This is a genomic window from Ruegeria sp. CDSB086 (assembly GCF_059611065.1).
In genome coordinates, this window is record NZ_JBXWOV010000005.1 from 159,787 (window position 1) to 183,747 (window position 23,961).

Here is a 23,961-nt window from a genome sequence, read left to right on the forward strand (position 1 = left end):
TCCTTACAGCTTCACGCCCGAGAAAGACATGAAGGCCATCGCCATCAGTCCCGCGGTGATGAAAGTGATGCCAAGGCCCTGCAAGCCATCCGGAATATCCGAGTACTTCAGCTTTTCACGAACGCCCGCCATAGCGGTGATCGCCAGTGCCCAGCCAAAGCCCGAAGACACACCATAAGTGGCTGCTTCGGCAAAGTTATAGTCACGCTCGACCATAAACAGCGATCCCCCCAGAATGGCGCAGTTCACTGTGATAAGCGGCAGGAAGATCCCCAGCGCGTTGTAGAGCGGCGGGAAGTACTTATCCAGAACCATCTCAAGGATCTGCACCATCGCCGCGATCACGCCAATGTAGGAGATCAGACCAAGGAAGGTCAGGTCCACATCAGGGAAACCCGCCCAAGCCAACGCACCGGGCTTCAGCAGATAACTGAGCAGCAGGTTGTTCGTGGGAACGGTGATCGCCTGAACGACCATGACCGAGATGCCCAGACCCAGCGCGGTCGAGATCTTCTTGGATACGGCGATGAATGTACACATCCCGAGGAAGAAGCTGAGCGCGAGGTTTTCAACAAAGATGGCCTTCACGGCCAGTGAAATCAGACCTTCCATCAGTGGGCCTCTACCTGCTGAATTTTGTATTCACGCTCTTCGACCTGGTTCGGCTTCCATGTGCGGAAGGCCCAGATGATCAAGCCGATGATAAAGAACGCGGACGGCGGCAGCAGCAGCATGCCGTTGGGCACGTACCAGCCACCATTGTTCACGGTTTCCAGAATGGTAACGCCAAACAGCGATCCGTTGCCGAACAGTTCGCGAATGAAGCCAACAAGCAGCAGGATCAGACCGTAGCCCATTCCGTTGCCCAAGCCGTCAATGAAGGACGCGACGGGCGGGTTCTTCATCGCAAATGCTTCGGCGCGGCCCATCACGATACAGTTGGTGATGATCAGGCCGACAAAAACCGACAAGGTTTTGGAAATCTCAAAGGCGTAAGCCTTGAGAACCTGATCCACCAGGATCACCAGCGAGGCGATGATCACCATCTGTACGATGATCCGGATCGAACCCGGGATCTGGTTGCGCAGGCATGAGATAAAGAAGGACGAGAACGAGGTCACGAAGGTAACCGCCAGCGCCATCACGAAGGACACCTGCAGCGAAGAGGTCACCGCCAGCGCCGAACAGATACCCAGCACCTGCAGTGTGATCGGGTTGTTGTCGACAAGCGGGTCGACCAGCATCTCTCTCTTGGTCTGGGACATCAGAACTCTCCTGCTTGCAGTTTGGCCAGGAACGGAGCGAAGCCCGCATCACCCATCCAGAATTTCACCAGGTTATCAACACCAACCGAGGTCAGCGTGGCACCGGCCAGCGCATCTACATAAAAGTCGGGGCCAGCGGCAGGTTGCGACTTGGATACTGTGATCTGCAGATCACCTGCATCGTCCCGCAGCTTCTTGCCGTTCCACAACGCTTTCCAACGCGGATTGTCCACCTCGGCGCCAAGACCGGGGGTTTCGCCGTGCTGATAGAATTGAAGGCCGTAGATATCGTTGCCGTTGTTTTCCAGCGCGATAAAGCCATAGAGCGTCGACCACAGACCATAGCCGTGCAGCGGCAGGATCACCTTGTCCAACTCGCCGGATTCGTCGCGCAGCAGGTAGACAACACGGTACAACGCCTTGCGACCAATACCAGCCGGGTCATCGTCCAGCGCGACGCTCAGCTCTGGATCGCTTGCGGCGGCCAGATCGTCGAATGTTGCGGGATCGAACTGGTCGTCGACGAACTCACCCGTCGAAAGCTCAACAACGTGCGGCTCGAATGCGGCGAATGCCTCGGACACATCGGTGCCGGGTTCGTAAACACCAGCTACCTGCAGAACGTTGATCTGCTTGTCCTTCAGCGCGTTGGCTTCCTGGACCGGGCGCAGGCTTACGGCTGCGGCTGACACAACCATCGAGGCCACCAGACAAACGGCGACGGCGATAAAGATCGTTTTACCGACCGAGTCCGGCGAGGCCGCCAGAAACTTGGCAATCGCGCCCTTGGGTTCTGGGGATTGCGTATCAGACATGGCGACGCGCCCTCCGTTTGATGTTTGCCTGAACGACGAAGTAGTCGATCAGCGGTGCAAAGACGTTACCGAACAGGATTGCCAGCATCATGCCTTCGGGGAAAGCGGGGTTCACCACACGGATCAACACAACCATGATACCGATCAGAGCACCGTAGATATACCGGCCCATGTTGGTATGGCTGGCTGAAACGGGCTCAGTCACCATGAAAGCCAGACCGAAAGCGTAACCGCCGACGACGACGTGCCAGTACCATGGCATCGCGAACATCGGGTTGGTATCCGACCCAATGAGGTTAAACAGCAGCGTCAGACCTATGGTCCCAGCCAGACAGCCGACAATCAGTCGGAAATTGGCGATGCGGGTCGTTAGCAGGAATGCCAGACCGATCATACAAGCCAGCGTTGATGTTTCACCAAAGCTGCCCTGCATCTGACCAAGAAACGCATTCCACCATGTCAGCCCCTCGGTGGCCAACGCCTGATATCCTTCTGAGGCGGATACCGACAGAGCTGTCGCACCTGAAAAGCCATCAACCGGGGTCCAAACCGTGTCACCTGACATGTTCGCCGGATAGGCAAAGTACAGGAACGCACGACCGACGAGTGCTGGGTTCAGGAAGTTCTTGCCAGTGCCACCAAAAACTTCTTTACCAATCACCACCCCGAAGATGATGCCCAACGCAACCTGCCAAAGTGGCGTAGATGCGGGCAAGATTAGCGTGTAAAGCATGGAAGTTACAAGGAAACCCTCGTTCACTTCATGGCCGCGAACAGTCGCAAAGATGACCTCGAAGATACCGCCTGCAACCAGAGTGACGATGTAAATCGGCAGGAAATACATCATCCCGTGCATCACATTGGCAAAGATGCTGGCGGGGTTCAGCGAGATACCGAACATCTGCAGGATGGCGATCCGCCAGCCAGTGGCTGAATCGGGTCCAAGCGCGGCAATGGCCGAGTTTGCCTGAAAGCCGGTATTGTACATTCCCCACAGGATACAGGGGATCGTGGCGATCACGACATATGTCATGATCCGCTTCATATCCACGTAGGACCGCGCATGGGGTGCAACGGAGGTTACGGTTTTCGGAGTGTAGACGAAGCTTTCGACCATCTCGTAGATGGGGAAATACTTCTCGTACTTGCCGCCCTTAGTAAAGTTCGGCTCGATCCGGTCAAAGAAGTTGCGCAAACCCATTCGGATCAGCCCTCCTTTTCAATCTTTGTCAGGCAGTCGCGCAGCGCCAGCCCATATTCATATTTCGCCGGACAGGCAAAGCCGATAAGGCCAAGGTCCTCTTCGTCCAGCTCCAGCGCACCTAGCGCCTGTGCAGTATCGGTATCCATTACCAGCAAAGCGCGTAGCAATTGCGTCGGCAAATAGTCCTGCGGCATCAACTGTTCGAATGTACCGGTCGGAACCATCGCACGGCGTCCACCATTCAGATTGGACGTGAATGCAAACAGCTTCTTGGCAAAGGCCGAGCCAAGAACCGGCTGAACCGCGTATTTCGACGGCATCGGAAGAATCCAGCCCAACGTATGCTGATCATGGTCTTCGCGGATGATGCTGATCTGACGCGCGAAACGGCCCAGGTAAGCTTGTGGCCCCTCTGCATGACGGCCCGACAGGATCGAGCCCGAGATTACACGGGCCGTGCCGTCCACATTGATTTCGTCACGGGTAAGATCATCGGTCGAGGCCCCCATGACGGTGCGGATCAGGCGGGGTTGACGCGCGCCGGGGCCTGAAAGGGCAACCACGATGTTCGGATCCAGATGGCCGGTTTGCATCAGACGGCCAATCGCGATGACATCCTGATAGCCGATTGTCCAAACCTGCTTTTCACCGGCCAGCGGCTCAAGGAAGTGGATGTGGGTTCCAGCCAGGCCTGCGGGGTGCGGCCCGGAAAATGCTGCGGTTTCAACACCCGGAACGTCGGCGCCCGGCAGGGCTGCGCCCTCATTTTGGCACAGATACGTCTTGCCCTCGGTCAGCTTGGCAACTGCGCTCAGGCCGACAGCAAAGGCGTCACCTGCATCCTGGATAATGATCTCGGCATCAGCGGCCAGAGGCTCACTATCCATCGCGGTCACAAAAATTGCTGTAGGCTTGGTACCCGGTGCGGGCATCTTGGAATAGGGCCGCGTGCGGAAAGCAGTCCACAGGCCAGCCGCACATAGACGTTCGGTCACGCCCTCGGCGGTATCGGTGTTGCCCACAGCCGAGAAATCCAGACCTGTGTCGTTGACGTCCGAGACTTCGATTACGACGCTCTGCAACACCCGACGCGCACCACGGTTGATGGCCACGATCTTGCCGCTGAGCGGAGCGACCATCATCGCCTCGGGCACGTCCTTGTGGCAAAACAACGGTGTGCCCCGCTGAACCTCTTCACCCTCTTGAACCAGCATGCGCGGTTTCAGGCCCAGATAATCAGCCCCCAAAACCCCGACAGACCTGAATTCAGGACCCGGTTGGATCGTCTGCTCTGGCGCGCCTTGCACCGGCAGCTCCAACCCTTTTTTCAGTTTGAAAGTTTGCATGTCGCTACTGTCTTCCAAGCCTCTTTCCTGCAACACATCGTTCCCACCACTGCATAGTGGCACAAAACGATCTGTATGTGGGAGCCTGAGAGCAAAAAAGGCGCATAGCACCTGTTTTCATTCCAAGCTTCGTTTTGATCACGGTCCCTTTACGCGGGGATGTTGCCAAACGCAAACCCGTTGCTGCCTAAATTGCCGATATTTTGTCAAATTAACTTGAAGGGCTGCCTTTTGAACCTGTTGAAATTGCATATCGCACCCGCAACACTTCCGGTGTAAGCACCCGGGATGGAACCAAACAACGATTTTGAGATTTTTCTGGTGGCAACGCCCGGCCTTGAAGCCCCGCTGCATGCCGAAGCGGTCGAGCAGGGATTCGCAGATACAAAGCCGGTACCCGGCGGCGTCACCTGTCGCGGAAGCTGGCCTGAGGTCTGGCGCGCGAACCTGTGTCTGCGCGGTGCGAACAAGGTTCTGGTGCGATTGGGCGGATTTCCCGCAGTTCATTTGGCACAACTGGATAAACGGGCCCGAAAATTTCCCTGGTCCGATTTTTTGCGCCCCGATGTGCCCGTCAAAGTCGAAGCGACAAGTCGAAAATCCCGAATCTACCATGCAGGGGCCGCCCGGCAACGTATCGAAGTGGCAATTACGGAAACTCTGGGCGCACCGGTTTCGCCCAATGCGGTCGTGCGCGTCCTGCTGCGCATCGAAAAGGACCTGTGCACATTTTCGATCGACAGTTCCGGCGAGCCTTTGCACAAACGCGGCCACAAACCGGCTGTCGCCAAAGCCCCGATGCGCGAAACGATGGCGGCAATGTTCCTCCGAGAGTGCGGATTTGATGGGTCCGAGCCAGTTTTGGATCCGATGTGCGGCTCTGGCACCTTTGTTATTGAAGCCGCCGAAATCGCGCTGGGGCTGCGCCCCGGCCGTTCTCGCAGCTTTGCCTTTGAAAATCTGCCAAGTTTTGACCCCAACGCCTGGTCCTCGATGCGCCAGCAACAACCTTTGGCCAAACCGGACGTCGTTTTTCATGGCTCAGACCGCAATAGCGGAGCGATTGAGGCCTCGACCAAAAACGCTGACCGGGCCGGGGTTGCCGATTTCACCATTTTTCAGGCGCGCTCGGTCAGCGACATAAAACCCCCGTCGGATGCCGCAGGTCTTGTTATTGTCAACCCACCCTATGGTGCCCGGATCGGGGATGAAAAACGCCTGCGATCCGTTTACGGCAGCTTGGGCAAGGTACTGCAAACCAAGTTCAAGGGCTGGCGTATCGGTATCGTGACCAGCAACGCAAGCCTGGCCCGATCCACCCGCCTGCCGCTGTTGCCCCCCGGGCCAATTGTGGACCACGGTGGCACCAAAATCCGACTGTATCAAACTGGTGTTTTAACCTGATCCGATGCCCGGGAACGACGAAGGCAATTCGCACAAACGACACGGAAACCCCCTTGCACATCCAAAAATGCAAGTATAGATCACGCGCCACGGTCGGAGTGTAGCTCAGCCTGGTAGAGCACTGTCTTCGGGAGGCAGGGGTCGGAGGTTCGAATCCTCTCACTCCGACCAATAAAATCAATCAGTTAAATACGAATGAACTGCGCCGCCGCCGCAGCATACCCGGATTTTGTCCGGATTATTCTGTTTTCAGGGTCTGGTTTCCGAAGAAAAGTGAAAGAAAAACCGCTGAGGGGGCGGCCACCCACCTCAACGGTAATGCAAATTTATCTGCACGAACAGAATACCAAATTCGCAGCCGGTCCGCAATCGCGGGAGGCGCATATGTCTAGGCTCGATCGCTTTGAATGGCTCAAGGCCGTTCTGCAATGCGCTGACCTCAACTCGTCAACTAAGGTAGTTGCCTCAGCGCTTTCGGTACAGTTCACCAACGACAGGACCGGCCAACTCAATCCCTCACTAAAAACGCTTGATGAGTTCCTGGTCGGAATGTCGCTAGCAACCATCAAACGCTGCCTCAAACAGCTTGTCGAGTTCGGTTGGCTGTTTCGAACTGAAGGGCGTGGCGCAGGCAATCACACAGAATACGACCTTCGCTCCCCAACAAAAATCATCCCGTTTCGCCGGAGGAAAAAGGATGCACCGATGAGCCTTTCAGAAGGGCGAAAGGGTTCGCCCGTGAGAGACAAAGGGCGCATGGGTGATCTTTCCTATATAAAGAAAGAACAATCCATAGAACAAAACCTCGCGCTTGAGCCGGATCTGCCGAATGGTGGGCCATCCGACTCGGCGCGCGTGGGCAGTGCGCAACCCGAATTCGTCTCGCGCCAATCTTTCGGCTGCCGCCAATGGGAGCAGTTCACCGAACGAATGCTTGGTGCTTGGATCGACCGGGTACTTCCTGAAGCCATCGAAAACAACGAGCGCGGCTACTGGCTCCCCGGCAGGTTCCCTCCAACGAACAAGAACGAGTGGCCCGTGTTGCGCAGCTGGCTCATCACCGAAGGCTGGACCCTGTTTGCACCATCGAAGCAGGAACTGTGCCATGCGGTCTGAGCAAAGAGCAAGGCGACCCATGTCATACGCTGGCGCTGCTGACACGGGACCTTGCGAGGGGTGGCAAGCCTCCCCTTCGAACCCCACCGGCGGAGGCACGCCGCCCGCCAAAGCGCCGCTCACCGAGACCTTCGTCTTTCGATGTAGCGTTGCTGAGAAGGCTGAGCTTCGCGCCAAAGCCGAAGCTGCCGGAGTGTCTGCCGCGACCCTCTTGCGCGAAGCCTTGGGTCTGACGGAAGCACGTCGTCACATGCCTGCGCCTCGCGTCGACCCCGCTCTGGTCCTGGCACTAGGGCGCATTGGCGGTAACCTCAACCAGGTTGCGCGGGTTGTGAATCGGGCGCTTCTGATTGGTCGGGTTGACATGGATACGCTGGCCGTCGCCCGACAACTGGTTGTGATTGAACGCCAGCTTACCAAGATCCTTGATGAGGCACGACAATGCTGATCAAGTTCTTTCCCAATGGCAAAGGCGCGGGTGCTGGTCCAGTTGGCTATCTCGTCACGCGTGAGGTCTTGGCCTATGACTCCAATCGCGATCTAATCCGCGATGCTGATGGCCAGCCCATGACGGTCATACGCGATCCTTTGCCTGAAGTGCTGCGCGGCGATTCCACCCGCACCGAGGCCCTGATCGACGCCAGTCGCAATCAGTGGACCTACCGCGCGGGCGTCATCAGCTTTGCCAGCGAGGACGCACCCACCGAAGCCCAGCAGGTCGAAGTCATGAACGCCTTCGAGGCACTGGCATTCGCTGGTATGGACAGTGAGCAATTCGACTTGCTCTGGGTCCGGCACAGCCACGAAGACCGAGTTGAGCTGCATTTCTGTACACCGCGTTTGGAGCTGACAACCGGTAAAAGCCTCAACATCGCGCCACCTGGCTATCGGACAGCCTATGACAGTCTGCGCGACTTAATGAACAAGACGCACGACTGGGCCGATCCGATGGATCTGGAACGCACACAGGAGGTTCAAGCCACCGTTGAGGCCCCAACTAGGGCACAGGGCCGCGAAGAACTCCACGAATGGATCTTAGACCAGATCAGCATCGGCACCATCACCGACCGCGCAAGCATGGTCGATGCTCTGACCGACGCAGGTTTCGATATCCCCCGCGTAAGCAAAAATTACATCACGGCCAAAGACCCCGACACAGGCGAACGCTGGCGATTGAAAGGAGAGATTTTCCATGACGACTGGCAAGCCGACCCGGCTGAGCGAGAAATTGAACGCGGACTTGGACAAGATCCGAAAAGAGCACGCCGCCTTGATGGATTCTCAATTGCAGAGCTTCAGGAGCGATATTCAAGCATGTGTAACACTCGCGCGGAATACAATCGAAGCCGATACCCGCACGTTTTTGGATTGGAGCGGGACGACCTGGCAGAGTCACATCGACAAGATCAAATTCCTGATTCAGATCTCACCTTGGGCGGTGATAACGGCCTGTATGGTGTTGATCGCAGCAACCTTAGGACTGACTTTTCTGTGGAGCTGGAAACTCTCAACGATAGCCGCCTCGACGCAGCTAGAGAGGTTGGGCATCCAGGCGGTACTTCACGAGGGAGCGACTTATTTGATCCTGCCGCCAGAAACATCAAGCATGCGCACCTGTTCGGTGGCGAGCCGATTGGTTTCTTGCATCAGAGTGGAGCCAAACTAGATGGACCAATCCCTGACAGCCTTGGAGCGAGATTTGCTCGCGTGCGTCGAGCAGTTGGTGACGGCTTGCGAGACCTCCGCCTCGGAATTGCGCAATTTGGAAGAACGCTCGACGACCGGGATCGAGGCCAGGCTAAATGGCTTAACGCAGTGCATCGAGCTGCTGATGAAATCACATCTCAAGTCCGAAGCTACATTGGCCGACTTGCTGACCGAAGAACAGAACTACACCACGCTGGAAGAGAACTTGCAGACGAGTTTGAAGCTAGCGAGAGCCGCCGAAACTCTGCTGCAAGAGAGCTGAATCATGGGCTGCTTGAACGAGACCAAGACTACGGCTTCCATCTTTGATCTGAAGGAATGACGATACCCACTCATCACGAACGCTTCACCATGAGCTTCCGCCAATCCTGCGCCTGCGGGATTGACTACAGAGAATTTGAAAGAGTCGACTCGCTACCGATAGGCATTCCACTAGTTGCAATTGCAGGGGTTTGGGGCGATTGCTACAACTTACGGTGTCTGTTTATGGACACTGACGGAAATCAGTATTTGCGGAATGTGTTCAGGACCAAAAACGGCTACTTGATACCAGAACTTGGGGTCGATGCGAAAATGATCAAAATAGGCCAAGTTGTTCTAGCCTAGCGCTCAACTGCGTATTCTCAGTGAATTCGTAGCGTGAGAACTTTTCGGTATTGCACTTCTTGCATTCGTCTAGAAAGTAGAGACTCCGGTTCCCCAAAGATCGTGGGAACGTATGAGCGTTAGTCCTTTTTCCAAATGCCTTTGACCCTGTGGCGTCGCAGAATCGACACCTCATGCGGTCACCAAGAAATCGAGGCTCGTCTTCCGGTCCCACTAGTTCCTGAACGATTTTATCATAGAGTTTCACTTGTAATCCTACTCAGGTGGGCCTGGGCTGTTTTTTGCGCGTTTCTGGCGATCTAGGGCGCAGTGAGCGCCCGCTCCAACAGTCGTCTCCTGCACCGATCTCGAAAGCATCAGAAATGGCGGCAACTGGAATATCGCCCAGGTGAGCACTTTCGATCTCTGCCATAAATCTTTTTGTCGATTCTTCTAACTTCCAAAGGGCTCTGATTTCCCTCCCGGATTTGATGTTCTCTGCCACTACATCGGTGTTTATTCGCAGCCAAACAGATCGCCCCCATTGTCTCTTGAAAGGGAGAAACTCACCAATAGAACTTGTGAAGAACTCAGCTTCGTATTCTTGCAAATCAAAGCCTTTAGGGAAATCAAAGAGGCTAACCCCTCCTTCAGCCCGCACAAAAGGCGTGCCTCCATAACGCTCACTATCTGGCAACGGGGGATCTACAAAATGAAACCTGTATCTAGAATTTTCTCAAACCGAAGTACGGACGTGGTGTGCCACATACTTCCCTCAAGGTACTTTGAAATAAAGTCTGGTATTGTTACCATATTCTTTGAGTCTCAGCTTTCATATCAACCATGGATTGCGACAAAACGGGCCTCATTCAAACGGTCTTTCGCCATCGCTTAGGGTTATTACTCGAAATGGTGAAGAGTATCGGTTCTGACGCTCCCTGCAAGGTCCGCATTGGGCTGCTAGCTACCGAATACGTCCGCTTTACCCAGTTGGCTCGGCAATGACGTCTATGTTCTCGTGGCTAACATCGATGGGTTTAACGTAAAGGAATATTTGATGGCAGAGAGGACCGAGTATCTGGTCATCCAGTGCGCAAGCGACGGCAGCATTTTGAAGCAACTGCGCGCTCCCAAAAGTGTGAATCCCCGCCTTTTGTTGGAGAGGCTTATTTGCCGAGATTTAGATGATGACTCTGTAATCGAATCTTGCCTACGATCAAACGCCAAGCATTTCTATGATCCCTTTCAGGTAATCGACATGCGGGAGGAGCATCGACGAGAGCAAGCGCGTGATGCGTTGAACGCTGACCCTGAAACTAATGACCCGATTGGAGTCTACAACCGAGCGAGAAACGCGCAAATCCCGCCCGGAAAGACACTACTGATGGCCGGGATAAATCATGAATATTTTGTCCAAGAAGTGGAGGTCTGACTCTGACAAAAGTGATTGTTGATACTACCGCAACGAACGCTAACTTCGTTCACGTCAATATCATCTGTGAATTGTTCAACGGTGTCCGCTTCCTGCAGTTTGCCGCCTGCTGTGCGAGCGATATTCACAACAACAGTGTAGGTCTGGTAAGGGCTCATTCGACCAATTCGGGCCCGTCGCAGAGAAAGTCCGGTGCGAGCCCAAATCTACCGATGCTGCAGCTAGTTCGAATGGGCGTGATGAGCACAGAACGGACGTCCCCGGGTTTGATCACTCCTCCTGCCGACTCTTGAGAAGAGGCAATTATACACACGCATAAGCCACCTATGGATTTACATCTAAGAAGCTTTCGTTGGAACGAAGGTCACTAAATTCGAGCCTGGCTTCAACTCTCCACCTGTAAACAATTGTACATGATATAAAATTCTTTTCAGTTTTTTGCTATTAGGCCTGTCTGTACAAATCATCGCTACAAACAAGGCGAATTTTGGCTTGGAGCGTTTCTCTGCCCCTGTTTCGCCGATGACAAGGAGGAAAGAAATGTTCAAGATTTCAGCGGGTCTCGGGTGCGTATTTGCTGCGGCAATCACCGCTTCGGCGGCCCAGGCAAACGAATGCGGTGAAGTATCACTGATGCAGGCCGATTGGGGGTCAGCGCAAATTGTGACCGCGGTCTCGAAGTTTCTGATGGAGCAAGGCTATGGTTGCGAAGTGACCACGGTTCCGCTCTCGAGCAACCCTGCGCTGGCATCCGTTTCCGAGACAGGAGAGCCCGATATTCTGACTGAAATCTGGACAAACGGCGCGCCGGCTTACCAAGGGCTGGTTGACTCAGGTGCAATCATTCCTGTGACCGAAGTTCTGTCAGATGGCGGTGTCGAAGGGTTCTTTGTTCCGAACTACCTTGTGGAGGAGCATCCGGAACTGGCAACAATTGAAGGCATCGCAGCCAACCCCGAACTCGTCGGAAATCGCTTTCACAATTGCCCCGAGGGATGGACCTGTCTGAATGTCAGCACCAACCTGATGAAGGCAGGCGGGCTGATTGATGCAGGCATTGAAAACTTCGTGCATGGATCAGGCGAAACCCTTGCGGCTTCGATCGCTGCCGCCTACGAAAACAAAGAGCCGTGGTTCGGCTTTTATTGGGCACCGACATCGGTACTGGGCAAATACCCGATGACCCTGGTCGATATGGGCCCCCATGACCCTGAAAAGCACGCCTGCAACATCACAGCGGAATGCGCGACGCCAGAAATGAGCGCCTTCCCCCGCAGTGAAGTCGTTACAGTTCTGTCGAAAGAATTCATGGCCGAAAACGCAGCAGTGTCTGACCTGATGACAAATCTGTCCTTCACCAACGCACAGATGGGCGAAACGCTGGCATGGGTCGAGGACAACAATGCCTCCTACGATGAAGGTGCGGTGCACTTTCTGACGACCTACAAGGATGTCTGGGGAGCGTGGCTTAACGATGCTGCGCGCGACAAACTTTCCGCATTGCTGCAGTAAACTGCATGGACAGGGGCATCCTCAGCGATGCCCCTAACGCACTGAAGTAGATCGGAAAGTGGGATAAATGGCCTTCTATGACAAGTTGTTCAGCGCATTGGGTTTGAGCGAATGGTGTGGCACGTCAGATGACAAAGCGCCTCTTTCGCTGGCGGACCTTGCGGCGCAAGCAGGAGGAGAAGAGGCCTCTGGGCCGCTCATTCCAATTCCCTCATTTGATAATCTGCACGAAAGCTGCAACCGCATATGGCAGTCGCGCGATGTAACCAACGGGATCGAAGAAGGGTTTCTGGCAGCCAAACCGGTCCTGAAAACCGTTCTGGACCCGATCACACAGCCATTGAGCTGGATATTGGATGGCGCACTTTGGCTGTTTGAAGCGACGCCATGGTTCATCATGGTCCCGCTTCTGGTGGCGATTTCCTGGTACGCGTCACGTTCGCGCCCTGTGACGATCTTCGTGGCCGCCTCGATTATGATGCTGGCCCTCGTAGACCACTACGATGTGGCGATGCAAACCCTGTCGATCGTCTTTGTGTGTACGACGATTTCGGTGCTGTTCGGTGTGCCCATTGGAATTGCCATGTCGAAATCCGACCGACTGCAAAAAGGCGTCGTTCCGTTGCTCGACCTGCTGCAGACCCTGCCGACATTCGTGTACCTGATCCCTCTGATTTTCTTGTTCTCGGTCACGGAATCCAAACTGTACGGGATTGCGATCATCCTTTACGCGATTGTCCCGGTGATCCGCCTGACCGATCTGGGCATCCGGCTTGTCGACAGGGATGTGATCGAAGCGGCCAATGCCTTTGGCATGAATGACCGCCAGAAACTGATGCGAGTACAATTGCCGCTGGCGTTGCCGAACATCATGGCCGGGATCAACCAGACCATCATGATGAGCCTTGCCATGGTCGTGATCGCCTCTCTTGTTTCGGCCCCTGGCCTTGGCGTGAACGTGTTGCGCGGTATCCGAAACCTTGAACTGGGTGTGGGCATCGTTGCGGGTATCGGCATTGTTCTGCTGGCCGTGATCCTTGACCGCGTGTCAAAGGCAGCTCTCACACGGGTCGATAAGACCCAAGTCAAACATTAAGGAGCCGGTTCAATGACACAGCCAATGGTCCGCCTGTCCGGGCTCTATAAAATCTTTGGCGCCCGCGACAAGGACGTGTTGCACCATGTCCAGGATGGCATGGGCAAGGAAGAATTGCTGGCGCAGCACGGGCACGTGTTGGGGCTCAACAACATCAACATCGATATGCAGGCGGGGGAAATCACAGTGGTCATGGGCCTGTCCGGCTCTGGGAAATCTACTCTGATCCGCCACTTGAACCGTTTGATCGAACCCACTGCGGGCGAGATCATCGTGCAGGGTGAGGACGTGATGCAACTGTCCGAGGACGGGTTGCGCCATGCTCGACAGGAAAAGATGTCGATGGTGTTCCAGAAGTTCGCGCTTTTGCCGCACAAAACCGTGCTGAAGAACGCAGGCATGCCGCTCTCGGTGCGCGGCGAGGACGAGACGACTTGCGACCGTGAAGCCGCAAAATGGCTGGAACGCGTGGGTCTTAGCGGGTTCGAGAACCATTATCCAGCGCAATTGTCCGGTGGGATGCAACAGCGTGTGGGCATTGCCCGGGCGCTGACCGCGAACACACCGATCATGCTGATGGACGAGGCTTTCTCGGCTCTTGACCCACTGATCCGAACCGACATGCAGGACCTGCTGCTCGAGCTGCAAAAAGAGCTGCACAAGACCATCATCTTCATCACTCACGATCTAGATGAGGCGTTGAAGCTGGCCGATCACCTTGTGATCCTAAAGGACGGCTTTGTCGTGCAGCAGGGTGAGCCGCAGCATATCCTGCTGAACCCCAACGATCCCTATATCGAAGATTTCGTGAGCGACATCAACCGCGCACGGGTTCTGCGGGTGCGCTCGATTATGACCCCGCTTGTCGGTGGCAAAGTGCCAAAAGATGCCCATGGCGAAGTGGACGTGAACGACACGCTCGAAAGCATGATCGCGCGGTCCGGCGGGGATACGTCACACGCCTATGTTGTCAAGGATGGGGAGAAGACAGTCGGCTCACTGGATATGACTGAACTGGTTCGCGCTCTTGTCCCTCGCGTCGCATCCGAGGCCGGTGCCCGTCAGTCCTGAAGCGCGCTGACGGCAGAGCTGGAATTCAACAGATCAGGCCCGAAATAGCCGCATGGTTGGGTCGGCCTCGATCTGTTCGAACAGCCAGTCGATAAATGTATCGAGCTTGGGGTTGGGTGCACGCTCTTTTTGCGTCGCCAGATACCAGCGGCCTGGCTCGGGTACTGAAATGTCGAAGGGTCTAACCAGACGCCCCCGCTCAAGATCACGCTCGCAAAACGGTGCCCTTGCGACGCTGATACCGTGATTATTTAGAACAGCCTCACGGACAAGCGGGTAATTGTCGAAAACAGAGCCAAATTTCATCGTTTCGCGATCTAAGCCCGCCGCATCCAACCAACAGTCCCAGTCATCCGGCTCATTCCATGTGCTTGGGACACTAAGCAGAAGGAAATTTCTGAGCTCTTCCAGCGGCATTCCACCGCTTGCGGTTTTCAAGGCCTCCGGAGCACATACCGGGTAGATATCGGTTTCGAACAAGGGGCTGTAGTCAAATCTCTTATCAAACGGTGGCGCGTTGAACACGCCCACATCGAACCGGTGCATATCATAATCACCGTCTTCAAAGGTCGAGACGATGCGCACGCGTGTGTCCGGATTATCCTGAAGAAATTCAGCCAATCTGGGCTGTAACCACATTGTATTGAAACTTGCGTAGGACTGAACGAGCAACACGTCCGGTTCCTCAGGTGTCTGGATGCGCCGAGTGGCTTTGATGATTCCCTGAATGTGTTCGCGTATTGGCGGGTAATATTGCTCGCCAGCCGGTGTTAGCTCGACCGAACGGCTTGTGCGTTCCAGTAGTTTAACACCGATTGTTGTTTCTAATGCTTTGACCTGGTGGCTGACTGCCGCATGCGTCACACAAATCTCGTCAGCGGCCTTTCGGAAACTCTTGTGACGCGCCACCGCCTCAAAAGCGCGCAGTGAAACCAGCGTGGGCATGTGAGTGGTCATTGCTGCATCTCCTCGATGAAATCAATTCTGCTTACCCTCAAGCAGAGTTATCCGACGACGGGCGCGAATATAGCAGGGTATTGATACTCTTTTTCATAACCTGTCAGGGGGTAGCACGCAATTCGCGGTGCGATGTGATCGGTTAGAATATCTTGATGAACGGAAATTTCTTTCAGTTCTTCAACTGGGGAAGAGATGCCAGATTAGGGGCTAAAGAAGCTCAAGGATTCCACCTTCATGCCGCCACTTTCACCTTCGCCAAATGCATATGGCTATCCGTTGCTGATTAAACACTTGCTGGCCGGATCCCAGCTTGCGTCAGCCAGCCAAGAGATCGTCAGCGGCACCGAAATGCGGTTGAGCTATGCGGACTTGGGCAAACGCGTGCGCCAACTTGCCAATTCTTTAAAGGCGAGCGGGATACATGAGGGTATGCGCGTCGGTGTCATGGATTGGGATACGCACCGTTATCTTGAGTGTTTTTTCGCGATCCCGATGATGGGCGCGTCCCTTTTCACGATCAACGTGCGTTTGTCTCCTGCTCAGGTTCTTTATACGATCAACCATGGGCAACCGGATCTGATCATCGTGCACCGCGATTTCATGCCGCTCATTGAGGGTATCAAATCGGGCTTTGATCGGGACATCACCATCGTGCCGATTGGAGACGGAGAAGGATATGAAGAGTGGATAGGCAAAGCCCCAGGCAGCTTTGACTTCCCGGACTTCGATGAAAACCAAACGGCAACCTTGTTTTATACAACCGGGACCACCGGCAATCCCAAAGGAGTGAGCTATTCACATCGGCAGTTGGTCCTTCACACCTTGGGTCTGATCGCTGGTTTCGGCGCGTGGCCCGGGAATGCCGGATTTCATCGCGGCGACGTTTACATGCCGCTTACACCATTGTTTCATGTCCACGGCTGGGGATTTCCATATGCCGCAACGATGCTGGGGCTGCGTCAGGTCTATCCCGGTCGATATGACCCTGACACTATCTTGCGATTGATTGCAGCCGAAGGCGTCACCTTTTCCCATTGCGTGCCAACGGTTCTGTCAATGGCGCTCGACCATCCCATCTGCCCGCAAACTGACCTGCACAGATGGAAAGTGATCATTGGCGGGGCCGCCTTGCCGCGAGGCCTGCAGGACCGCGCCGCGGCGGCAGGCATATCCTTGCATGCGGCCTATGGGATGTCCGAAACCTGTCCGTTTCTGACGGTGGCCGATTTGTCCAGCAATGACCCCGAGATGCAGGCGCAAACCGGCTTTCCCGGCCCTCTTGTCGACCTTCGTGTTGTAACACCGGATATGCAGGACGTCCCACATGACGGTGAAACAACCGGCGAAGTTGTTGCTCGGGCGCCCTGGTTGACACAAGGCTATCTGGATAATGCGCAAGCCTCGGATGAGCTTTGGGACGGTGGGTATCTGCATACCGGGGATGTTGGGTATATCCGCGAGAATGGATCGCTGCAGATTACTGACCGCCTCAAGGATGTGATCAAGACCGGCGGCGAATGGATATCCTCACTGGCACTGGAAAACATAGCATCGTCTTGCAGCGGCGTTGAGGACGTCGCGGCAATCGGGTTGCCGCACGCGAAATGGGGTGAAAGGCCGGTCTTGGTTGCTCAAGCCGCAAAAGATGCCGATCCGGATCTTGTGCGCTTGAGAGTCATTGAAGAAATCCAGTCGCGTGTCGGTGCAGGCGAGATCTCAAAATGGGCAGTTCCAGACGAGATAGTCTTTGTCGACCGCCTACCTAAAACCAGCGTCGGCAAGCTCGACAAGAAACTCGTGCGGAAAGATATTTCAACGCGCTCGGACTTTAAATCATGACAGACAAGCAACGCCGTATTCAGGCGCTTATCGGGTCCATTGTCACCTATCTGCAGGCTCACAGAGCTGCCACGCGCGGCGTTGACCTGACGTTGGACAAGCTGGCAGCCATGGACCTGAAGGGTGAGAGGCTCATTGATTTACCTCCCCAAGGAACCCGGCACGATGAGGTTCTGAAGAACGCCATCGCCGGGATTGTCGCCCCCGAATTGCAGGAAATCGCAGGTTGTCTGAAAGCGGCCAAGGATGATCTGATCTGGCGCGAAGACAACGCCCAATTCTATCCCCCTGGTGCCGAATTGGGCGAGGGATACACAAAGTGTAACCTACATACTCTGCTGATTGGGCCAGACGCATGTGGACATCACCATCCCGATTTCAACCTTGGCATTTTCATGCTGGGTCCAAGGACGCTGTATCGCGACCACAACCACGACGCGCCAGAGCTGTACCTGAACCTGTCCGAGAAATCTGGTTGGCGGTTTGGCACCCGTGACTGGCAGGATTATCCGGCTGGATCACTTATCTGGAACGCGGCGGGCGATCCCCACGCCACCCGGGTCTATGACCAGCCATTCATCTCCGTCTTTGTCTGGCTCGAGAACGTGAATTCACCCTGCAACGTAATCCACTTCGACGATTGGGCAGAGATCGAACAAGATCTTGCCAAACAGTCCAATTGAGGTTTCCAAACATGATTTCCACTAAACACACCGAGAGTGTCGCTTTCATTGAGCTGAATGCCCCGCCAGTGAACGCTCTTGGTCTCAAGATGCGACTGGCGCTTTCCTCGGCCATCCACGAGCTGGACGCCGATGAACAGGTCAAAGCTATCGTTCTATGCTCGGCTCTGCCGCTCTATTGCGGCGGCGCTGATATCGTTGAGTTCCGCACCGGGGCAGTTTGGGACAAGCCGGACCTGCCAGACCTGTGTGTAACGATTGAAACCAGCAAGAAACCCATTATCGCCGCGATAGCAGGTCCCGCTATGGGTGGTGCGCTGGAGATCGCGCTTGCCTGTGATTACCGTGTCGCCACGCCGGATGCCGTGATGGGCCTACCTGAGATCAAACTGGGGCTGCTGCCTGGTGCCGGAGGCACCCAACGACTACCCCGGATTGCCGGTCTGGAAGTGGCAACGCAAATGATCCTTTCCGGTGACCCCGTGAAAGGCGATTATGCCCTGTCTTGTGGGCTGGTCGACGCACTATTTGAGAACGACCAGGATTTTCGCGCGCATGTTTTGGGTTTCGCCACCCGTGTCAGCCATGAGGGCGATCCGAAACGCAGTTGCGCGGATATGACCGTCACACATCCTGATCCGAAGGGTTATCTCGCGGGTTTCCGAGACCAGATAGCGCACACGTCCAAAAACCTTGTCGCCCCTGAACGATGTTTGGTGTCCATCGAGGCCGCGTGCGAAATGCCGCTGGCCGAGGGGTTGGCACAAGAGAAGGCAGGTTTCGCTGAACTGCTCGACACACCTCAATCGCGGGCGGGGCGGCATCTGTTCTTTGCAGAGCGTGAATGCACCAAGGTTCCCGGCGTTACCCGTGCTGACCAACCACGTAGCATTTCATCGGTGGCTATGATCGGTGCCGGAACAATGGGGCGCGGCATTGCCATCGCCTTTCTGCAGGCGGGGTATCCGGTCACGTTTCTGGAAACCACGCAAGGTGCGCTCGAACAGGGGCTGGAAAAGGTCCGGGAGCATTTCCAGCGTGCGGCTCAAAAAGGGCGGCTCAGTGCGGATCGGGCAGAGGCAATCTCCGCCAACGCCACCGGGACACTCAGCTACGGCGACCTTGCAGAGGCCGACCTGATCATTGAAGCGGCGTTTGAAAGCATGGATGTCAAACGCCAGATTTTTGAAGCCCTGGACCGACACGCAAAACCTGGCGCGATACTGGCCTCAAACACATCGACATTGGATGTTGATGAAATCGCCGCAGTCACATCCCGCCCGGAGGATGTGATTGGTCTCCATTTCTTCAGCCCGGCCAATGTCATGCGCTTGCTGGAGGTGGGGCGCGGCGCCAAGACCGCTCCCGATGTCATTGCAACGGCAATCACGGTCGCAAAGAAGATCCGGAAGCTCCCTGTCACGGTTGGCGTGTGCTACGGCTTTGTTGGAAACCGGATGCTGGAGCCATACTTCCGCGAAGGATCCCGTCTGCTTCTAGAGGGGGCGACGCCGAAACAGGTGGATGACGTCCTTGAAGGCTTCGGCATGGCCATGGGCATTCATGCGATGGCAGATCTGGCGGGAGTCGATGTGGGCGCCCGCGTGCGTCAGGAGCGGCGTAGTGAAATCGCGCATGACCCGACATACCAGGCTGTGCAGGACAGGTTGTTTAAACTAGGCCGACTGGGTCAGAAAACCGGGCGAGGAAGCTATGTCTACGAGGGGCGGACGCGGGTCGAAGACCCTGAGATTGTTCAAATCAGTGCCCATTTGGCAGACTTGCATGGCGTGAAGCGCAGGGAAATCGACGATCAGGAAATCGTTGAGCGTTGTCTGTTCCCCCTGATCAACGAGGGCTTCTTGATCCTTGAAGAGGGCATTGCGACGCGCCCGGGTGATTGCGACCTGATCTGGACCAACGGCTATGGTTTTCCGAACTGGCGCGGCGGCCCAATGCACTATGCCGACGAGTTTGGATTAAGCCAGATTCTGGAACGCATGAACCACTATCGGCAGTCGCTTGGTGCCTATGGTGAGATGTGGTTCACGCCTGCGCCTTTGCTGGAAGAACTCGCAACCTCGGGCGTAACACTTGCCGCGCATTTTGATGCCAAAAAGGAAAAATCATGAGAGAAGCCGTTATCGTCTCAACCGCACGAACCCCTATTGGGGTTGCCTTCAAAGGTTCGCTGAACAACATCAAATCCCCTACCATGATGGGGCACGCCATTCAACACGCTGTTGAACGTGCAGGCGTGGACCCCGGTTCGATCGAAGATGTCGTCATCGGATCGGTCCTTACGGCGGGAACCGCAGGCATGAATGTCGCGCGTTTGTCGGCGCTGGCGGCGGGCCTTCCCAATACGGTGGCAGGACAGACGATCGACAGGCAATGTTCATCGGGATTGATGGCCATTGCGACGGCCGCAAAGCAGGTCATTGTGGATGGTCAGAATGTCTCCGTGGCAGGCGGGCAGGAAAATATTTCCATCCTGCAGAATGCCTATCTGAAATGGGCGGGCGATGAGAAAGATCCAAACGTTATCGCCCAATCTGAACATGCCTATATGCCGATGCTGATGACGGCGGAAAATGTGGCGCAGGTATATGGGATCAGTCGTGACGCCCAGGATGAATATGCTGCACTTTCCCAAGGTCGGACGGCCCGGGCTCAGGCTGCTGGCGCCTTTGATGACGAGATTGTCCCGATCACTGCGATAAAGCGGGGCAAGAATCGCGAAACCGGAGAGGAAACCCTGGAAGAAGTGACCTTGTCAAAAGACGAAGGCAACAGGCCGGGTACGACGGCCGAAACACTTGGCCAGCTGAACCCGGTTGTCGAAGGAGGACTGATCACTGCCGGAAACGCAAGCCAGCTTTCTGACGGGGCCTCGGCTTGTGTGCTCATGGAAGGCAAAATGGCTGAGCAACAGGGTCTCACACCGCTAGGTATCTATCGCGGCATGGCTGTTGCAGGAAACGCACCGGAAGAGATGGGGGTCGGCCCGATCTATGCCATTCCAAAGCTGCTTAAGAATGCAGGTCTTCGCATCGAAGACATCGGCCTTTGGGAGCTTAACGAAGCCTTTGCCTGCCAGGTTCTCTATTGCCGCGACCACCTTGGGATTGATCCCGAAATCTACAACGTGAACGGCGGTGCGATATCGATTGGCCACCCCTACGGCATGACAGGTGCGAGACAAGTCGGGCACGCTCTGCTTGAGGGGAGGCGTCGTGGCGTAAAATACGTGGTGACCTCCATGTGTGTTGGCGGAGGCATGGGGGCCGCAGCGTTGTTCGAAGTCGCCTGACCCCACTGAAATGAGTTCAAGCAGAGCGTTATCTGGTTGAGACATTGACATTCTGTCATCTGCGAAGGCCGCCATCTGCAAGCCTGCGTTTCATGTCGACCGGAATTGGTGATACCTCCTGAGGCGTTATGACCAATGTCACGCCAACGATCCTTTCCACGGTTTCCAGCCAGTTTGTCGATGACTGGCTGGCGGCGCTGCGTGCCCTGTGCCCAGAGGCGCAGATGGCGTCGCTGCTTAGCCGGTCCGGTCTGAACGCGGATACGCGCTCGCCGAATGGTCGCGTCACGCTGGATCAGATCGTTTGCCTCTATCAACTTGCCGCAGTTGAGACCGGTGATGAGATGATGGGGCTTTGGAGCAGACCCGTCCGGCCGAGGGCCCTACAACATCTTCTGACCACTGTCAGGGAAGCCACGTCTCTTGCATCGGCGCTCTACCGGTTTTCAACGTTCTGGAACTTGTTGCTGGATGATTATCAGTTTGATCTGGAGGACGCCGACAACGCGTTGGTGCTTACCCTGAAACCACAAGGCGAAGTGCCGCTTCAGCGGTTTGGACATATGCTGATCCTCAAACTTGCCCACGGGCTCATGTCTTGGCTGGCAGGGCACGAGGTTCCGGTCAGGGGCGTCGATTTCGCATTTGACCGCCCGGACTTTGATCAGGATTACGCGATCATCTTTCCCGCACCGCTACGGTTTGGCCAACCCGCCACCGCCATCGCGTTTGACCCGAATGCACTGGGTCCAGTGCAGACTCGAAGTACAGCTGATCTTGACCGGTTTTTGCAAAACGCGCCCCGGGACTGGATCTTCACCTCTTCGCGTGAACACACCCAATCGCTGCGGGTGCGCACTTATCTGGGCCAAACGGGATGGGACGCGGCGACCCTGACCCAGACAGCATCCGCAATGCACATGACCCCGCGCACCCTGATCCGCAGGTTGCAGTCGGATGGGACGTCGTTTCAGGCGATCAAGGATGCCCTGCGGCGCGACATCGCGATCCGCGATCTACAAGCGGGACGCAAAAGCGTTGAGGCCATCGCACATGATGTCGGCTTTTCCTCGGCTGCCAATTTCCACAGGGCCTTTCAACGCTGGACCGGCAGTACACCCAGCGCATATCGCAAATCACATACATAAGCGGCCATTTGTCACTTTTGGACAATTATCTGTCAGCACACGAGATAGAGCTTAACGGGCTGGCTCGCTAAGTCTTGCCGCAGAGAAGCATTTTCAGCTGAAGTTTCGCCTTCATAGCTCATCAGTCCGGCCATCCACGATTGCCGGGTTGTGGCGTCATCTGAGAACAATCGCCATTGAAAGGATCCATCAATGTCAGACAAACTCGCCACCATACTCCAGGCCGCACGCGACCACGCCGAGCAGGTCATCCTGCCCAATGTGGACGCCTGGAACGCCACGAAGACATGGCCCCGTGATGCGTCAGACAAGGCCGGGGCCGTTGGCCTGACGGGGCTCTACGCCCCCGAGGAGTTTGGCGGCCAGGGCTTGCCACTTTCAGAGGGCATTCAGGTCTACGAACAGCTGGGGCTCGGAGATGGCGCTTATGCCTTTGCCCTGTCGATGCATAACATCTGTACGTTCGCGGGCTGCGGCTATGGCACAGATGCCTTCAAGGAAAAATGGGCGCGAGACCTGACCTCTGGCCGCAAACTGGCGAACTTTGCACTGACCGAACCGCAATCCGGATCGGATGCCACAAACATGTATTCGCGGGCCGTGATCAATGACGACGGCACATGGACGATCAGCGGTGCGAAGGCATGGGTCAGCCTGGCGACCGAGGCTGATATCTATTTCACCGTGGTCAAGACCAGCAATGAGCCCGGCCACCAGGATATGGCGATGATCGCCATTCCAGCCGATGCGCCGGGCCTCAGCTTTGGTCCGCTCTACGACACCCCGTCCTATAACTTCCTGCCGCTGGCCGAGATGTACATGGACACAGTCGTGGTGAGTGACGACAACATCATCTTGCCGATCGGTCAGGGCTTGCAAGGCTCGCTCATGGCGATCGATATCGCCCGCGTTTCGATTGCGTCAGGATGCTGTGGATTGATGCAAGCCGCATTGGACACGGCGCTGTCCTATTCCAAGAACCGCAAGATGTTCGGTGGCAAGAACCTCGATCTGGACGGGATCCAGTGGATGCTCGGCGAGGTTGCAACCGATCTTGAAGCCTCCAAGCTGCTCTATCGAAGGGCGGCAGAATCCCTTGGCACGTCTGAGGGCCCACTGATGGCCGCTCATGCCAAACGGTTTGTGCCAGATGCCGCAGTGAAGGCTGCGAACACCTGCACGCAAGTGTTGGGCGGTATGGGGCTGTTGCAGCCCTATGGTCTGGATCGTTTGTCCCGCCTCGCACAAATGCTGCGGATCGTGGACGGGACGACCGAAATCAGCCGGGTGGTCATTGGGCGGGCCCTGCAAAGACGAGCGTCGACCTTGCCTGACCTGCCAGTACCGAAAGGATTTGGTGAAACCGGCTGAACGTCCCACCCCCGGTGAAGCGGAACCAACCTGAAAATCTCCTCTGAGATCGGTAAAGTCGAAAGACCAGCCGCACATGTGCGGCCGGTTACTC

21 protein-coding genes and 1 tRNA gene are annotated in these 23,961 nt (G+C 55.8%); 15 read left to right on the top strand and 7 right to left on the bottom strand.

From position 1 onward, the window contains the following. Window positions 1-3: 3 nt before the first annotated feature. The 5 genes from nqrE to AC2FIO_RS11940 are packed head-to-tail and all read right to left on the bottom strand — an operon-like array spanning window position 4 to window position 4,630. The gene (nqrE, locus tag AC2FIO_RS11920; RefSeq protein ID WP_058272100.1) at window positions 4-612 is read right to left on the bottom strand and encodes an NADH:ubiquinone reductase (Na(+)-transporting) subunit E; all 609 of its coding nucleotides are present in this window, start codon (window positions 610-612) and stop codon (window positions 4-6) included. After that, a complete protein-coding gene (locus AC2FIO_RS11925; RefSeq protein WP_058272101.1) occupies window positions 612-1,265 on the bottom strand; it encodes an NADH:ubiquinone reductase (Na(+)-transporting) subunit D in 654 nt (217 codons plus the stop codon). Before AC2FIO_RS11925 ends, nqrE begins: the two co-directional genes overlap by 1 nt. After that, window positions 1,265-2,080, bottom strand: a complete 816-nt coding sequence (locus AC2FIO_RS11930) for a Na(+)-translocating NADH-quinone reductase subunit C (protein WP_058272102.1) — start codon at window positions 2,078-2,080, stop codon at window positions 1,265-1,267. The genes AC2FIO_RS11925 and AC2FIO_RS11930 overlap by 1 nt, the downstream gene beginning before the upstream one ends. Next, window positions 2,073-3,281, bottom strand: a complete 1,209-nt coding sequence (locus tag AC2FIO_RS11935) for an NADH:ubiquinone reductase (Na(+)-transporting) subunit B (protein ID WP_058277138.1) — start codon at window positions 3,279-3,281, stop codon at window positions 2,073-2,075. Before AC2FIO_RS11935 ends, AC2FIO_RS11930 begins: the two co-directional genes overlap by 8 nt. A 5-nt stretch (window positions 3,282-3,286) precedes the next feature. Then, complete coding sequence (locus AC2FIO_RS11940) at window positions 3,287-4,630, bottom strand: Na(+)-translocating NADH-quinone reductase subunit A (protein WP_496697835.1); 1,344 nt, start codon at window positions 4,628-4,630, stop codon at window positions 3,287-3,289. A 288-nt stretch (window positions 4,631-4,918) separates the two neighbouring features. On the opposite strand from AC2FIO_RS11940, the gene AC2FIO_RS11945 reads away from it, so the two are divergent. From AC2FIO_RS11945 to AC2FIO_RS11965, 5 genes are all read left to right on the top strand, one after another. Further along, complete coding sequence (locus AC2FIO_RS11945; protein WP_496697836.1) at window positions 4,919-6,034, top strand: THUMP domain-containing class I SAM-dependent RNA methyltransferase; 1,116 nt, start codon at window positions 4,919-4,921, stop codon at window positions 6,032-6,034. A 94-nt stretch (window positions 6,035-6,128) separates the two neighbouring features. Continuing rightward, window positions 6,129-6,205, top strand: a tRNA-Pro gene (locus AC2FIO_RS11950). A 24-nt stretch (window positions 6,206-6,229) separates the two neighbouring features. Next, a complete protein-coding gene (locus AC2FIO_RS11955; protein WP_496697837.1) occupies window positions 6,230-7,150 on the top strand; it encodes a hypothetical protein in 921 nt (306 codons plus the stop codon). 19 nt (window positions 7,151-7,169) lie between these two features. After that, entirely contained in the window at window positions 7,170-7,598 is a 429-nt protein-coding gene (locus tag AC2FIO_RS11960; RefSeq protein ID WP_496697839.1) for a plasmid mobilization protein, read from the top strand. After that, on the top strand, window positions 7,592-9,166 hold the full coding sequence (locus AC2FIO_RS11965) for a relaxase family protein (protein WP_170367310.1): 1,575 nt from the start codon (window positions 7,592-7,594) through the stop codon (window positions 9,164-9,166). The genes AC2FIO_RS11960 and AC2FIO_RS11965 overlap by 7 nt, the downstream gene beginning before the upstream one ends. 556 nt (window positions 9,167-9,722) lie before the next feature. On the opposite strand, the gene AC2FIO_RS11970 is transcribed toward AC2FIO_RS11965, so the two are convergent. Further along, complete coding sequence (locus tag AC2FIO_RS11970; protein WP_496697841.1) at window positions 9,723-10,139, bottom strand: hypothetical protein; 417 nt, start codon at window positions 10,137-10,139, stop codon at window positions 9,723-9,725. Window positions 10,140-10,460: 321 nt separating this feature from the next. On the opposite strand from AC2FIO_RS11970, the gene AC2FIO_RS11975 reads away from it, so the two are divergent. The 4 genes from AC2FIO_RS11975 to AC2FIO_RS11990 all read left to right on the top strand — a co-directional run bounded on the left by AC2FIO_RS11975 (window position 10,461) and on the right by AC2FIO_RS11990 (window position 14,553). After that, window positions 10,461-10,874, top strand: a complete 414-nt coding sequence (locus AC2FIO_RS11975) for a hypothetical protein (protein ID WP_170463066.1) — start codon at window positions 10,461-10,463, stop codon at window positions 10,872-10,874. 540 nt (window positions 10,875-11,414) lie between these two features. After that, entirely contained in the window at window positions 11,415-12,386 is a 972-nt protein-coding gene (locus AC2FIO_RS11980) for an ABC transporter substrate-binding protein (protein WP_058274113.1), read from the top strand. Window positions 12,387-12,453: 67 nt separating this feature from the next. Further along, a complete protein-coding gene (locus AC2FIO_RS11985) occupies window positions 12,454-13,482 on the top strand; it encodes an ABC transporter permease (protein ID WP_496697843.1) in 1,029 nt (342 codons plus the stop codon). A 12-nt stretch (window positions 13,483-13,494) separates the two neighbouring features. Next, a complete protein-coding gene (locus AC2FIO_RS11990; protein ID WP_298856018.1) occupies window positions 13,495-14,553 on the top strand; it encodes a quaternary amine ABC transporter ATP-binding protein in 1,059 nt (352 codons plus the stop codon). Between the two features lie 33 nt (window positions 14,554-14,586). Here the strand turns inward: AC2FIO_RS11990 and AC2FIO_RS11995 are convergent, their stop codons facing one another. Then, complete coding sequence (locus AC2FIO_RS11995) at window positions 14,587-15,510, bottom strand: LysR substrate-binding domain-containing protein (protein ID WP_298856016.1); 924 nt, start codon at window positions 15,508-15,510, stop codon at window positions 14,587-14,589. 237 nt (window positions 15,511-15,747) lie between these two features. Between AC2FIO_RS11995 and AC2FIO_RS12000 the strand changes: the two genes are divergently transcribed. The 6 genes from AC2FIO_RS12000 to AC2FIO_RS12025 all read left to right on the top strand — a co-directional run bounded on the left by AC2FIO_RS12000 (window position 15,748) and on the right by AC2FIO_RS12025 (window position 23,867). Next, entirely contained in the window at window positions 15,748-17,352 is a 1,605-nt protein-coding gene (locus AC2FIO_RS12000) for a fatty acid--CoA ligase (RefSeq protein WP_298856014.1), read from the top strand. Next, the gene (locus AC2FIO_RS12005; RefSeq protein WP_014880570.1) at window positions 17,349-18,035 is read left to right on the top strand and encodes a dimethylsulfonioproprionate lyase family protein; all 687 of its coding nucleotides are present in this window, start codon (window positions 17,349-17,351) and stop codon (window positions 18,033-18,035) included. Before AC2FIO_RS12000 ends, AC2FIO_RS12005 begins: the two co-directional genes overlap by 4 nt. Window positions 18,036-18,046: 11 nt before the next feature. Continuing rightward, window positions 18,047-20,167 carry a 3-hydroxyacyl-CoA dehydrogenase NAD-binding domain-containing protein gene (locus tag AC2FIO_RS12010; RefSeq protein ID WP_496697846.1) on the top strand — a complete coding sequence of 707 codons (2,121 nt, stop codon included), beginning with the start codon at window positions 18,047-18,049 and terminating at the stop codon, window positions 20,165-20,167. Then, window positions 20,164-21,348: an acetyl-CoA C-acyltransferase gene (locus AC2FIO_RS12015; RefSeq protein ID WP_209509591.1), complete on the top strand. Its 1,185-nt coding sequence runs from the start codon at window positions 20,164-20,166 to the stop codon at window positions 21,346-21,348. Before AC2FIO_RS12010 ends, AC2FIO_RS12015 begins: the two co-directional genes overlap by 4 nt. A gap of 128 nt (window positions 21,349-21,476) precedes the next feature. Next, the gene (locus AC2FIO_RS12020; RefSeq protein WP_170520204.1) at window positions 21,477-22,496 is read left to right on the top strand and encodes an AraC family transcriptional regulator; all 1,020 of its coding nucleotides are present in this window, start codon (window positions 21,477-21,479) and stop codon (window positions 22,494-22,496) included. Between the two features lie 192 nt (window positions 22,497-22,688). Beyond that, the gene (locus tag AC2FIO_RS12025; RefSeq protein ID WP_299665341.1) at window positions 22,689-23,867 is read left to right on the top strand and encodes an acyl-CoA dehydrogenase family protein; all 1,179 of its coding nucleotides are present in this window, start codon (window positions 22,689-22,691) and stop codon (window positions 23,865-23,867) included. Window positions 23,868-23,961: the final 94 nt, after the last annotated feature.

Bases quoted from the DNA above. Each gene is read 5' to 3' on its own strand.
- nqrE (WP_058272100.1), bottom strand. From the start codon at position 612: ATGGAAGGTCTGATTTCACTGGCCGTGAAGGCCATCTTTGTTGAAAAC.
- AC2FIO_RS11925 (WP_058272101.1), bottom strand. From the start codon at position 1,265: ATGTCCCAGACCAAGAGAGAGATGCTGGTCGACCCGCTTGTCGACAAC.
- AC2FIO_RS11930 (WP_058272102.1), bottom strand. From the start codon at position 2,080: ATGTCTGATACGCAATCCCCAGAACCCAAGGGCGCGATTGCCAAGTTT.
- AC2FIO_RS11935 (WP_058277138.1), bottom strand. From the start codon at position 3,281: ATGGGTTTGCGCAACTTCTTTGACCGGATCGAGCCGAACTTTACTAAG.
- AC2FIO_RS11940 (WP_496697835.1), bottom strand. From the start codon at position 4,630: ATGCAAACTTTCAAACTGAAAAAAGGGTTGGAGCTGCCGGTGCAAGGC.
- AC2FIO_RS11945 (WP_496697836.1), top strand. From the start codon at position 4,919: ATGGAACCAAACAACGATTTTGAGATTTTTCTGGTGGCAACGCCCGGC.
- AC2FIO_RS11955 (WP_496697837.1), top strand. From the start codon at position 6,230: ATGAACTGCGCCGCCGCCGCAGCATACCCGGATTTTGTCCGGATTATT.
- AC2FIO_RS11960 (WP_496697839.1), top strand. From the start codon at position 7,170: ATGTCATACGCTGGCGCTGCTGACACGGGACCTTGCGAGGGGTGGCAA.
- AC2FIO_RS11965 (WP_170367310.1), top strand. From the start codon at position 7,592: ATGCTGATCAAGTTCTTTCCCAATGGCAAAGGCGCGGGTGCTGGTCCA.
- AC2FIO_RS11980 (WP_058274113.1), top strand. From the start codon at position 11,415: ATGTTCAAGATTTCAGCGGGTCTCGGGTGCGTATTTGCTGCGGCAATC.
- AC2FIO_RS11985 (WP_496697843.1), top strand. From the start codon at position 12,454: ATGGCCTTCTATGACAAGTTGTTCAGCGCATTGGGTTTGAGCGAATGG.
- AC2FIO_RS11990 (WP_298856018.1), top strand. From the start codon at position 13,495: ATGACACAGCCAATGGTCCGCCTGTCCGGGCTCTATAAAATCTTTGGC.
- AC2FIO_RS11995 (WP_298856016.1), bottom strand. From the start codon at position 15,510: ATGACCACTCACATGCCCACGCTGGTTTCACTGCGCGCTTTTGAGGCG.
- AC2FIO_RS12000 (WP_298856014.1), top strand. From the start codon at position 15,748: ATGCCGCCACTTTCACCTTCGCCAAATGCATATGGCTATCCGTTGCTG.
- AC2FIO_RS12005 (WP_014880570.1), top strand. From the start codon at position 17,349: ATGACAGACAAGCAACGCCGTATTCAGGCGCTTATCGGGTCCATTGTC.
- AC2FIO_RS12010 (WP_496697846.1), top strand. From the start codon at position 18,047: ATGATTTCCACTAAACACACCGAGAGTGTCGCTTTCATTGAGCTGAAT.
- AC2FIO_RS12015 (WP_209509591.1), top strand. From the start codon at position 20,164: ATGAGAGAAGCCGTTATCGTCTCAACCGCACGAACCCCTATTGGGGTT.
- AC2FIO_RS12020 (WP_170520204.1), top strand. From the start codon at position 21,477: ATGACCAATGTCACGCCAACGATCCTTTCCACGGTTTCCAGCCAGTTT.
- AC2FIO_RS12025 (WP_299665341.1), top strand. From the start codon at position 22,689: ATGTCAGACAAACTCGCCACCATACTCCAGGCCGCACGCGACCACGCC.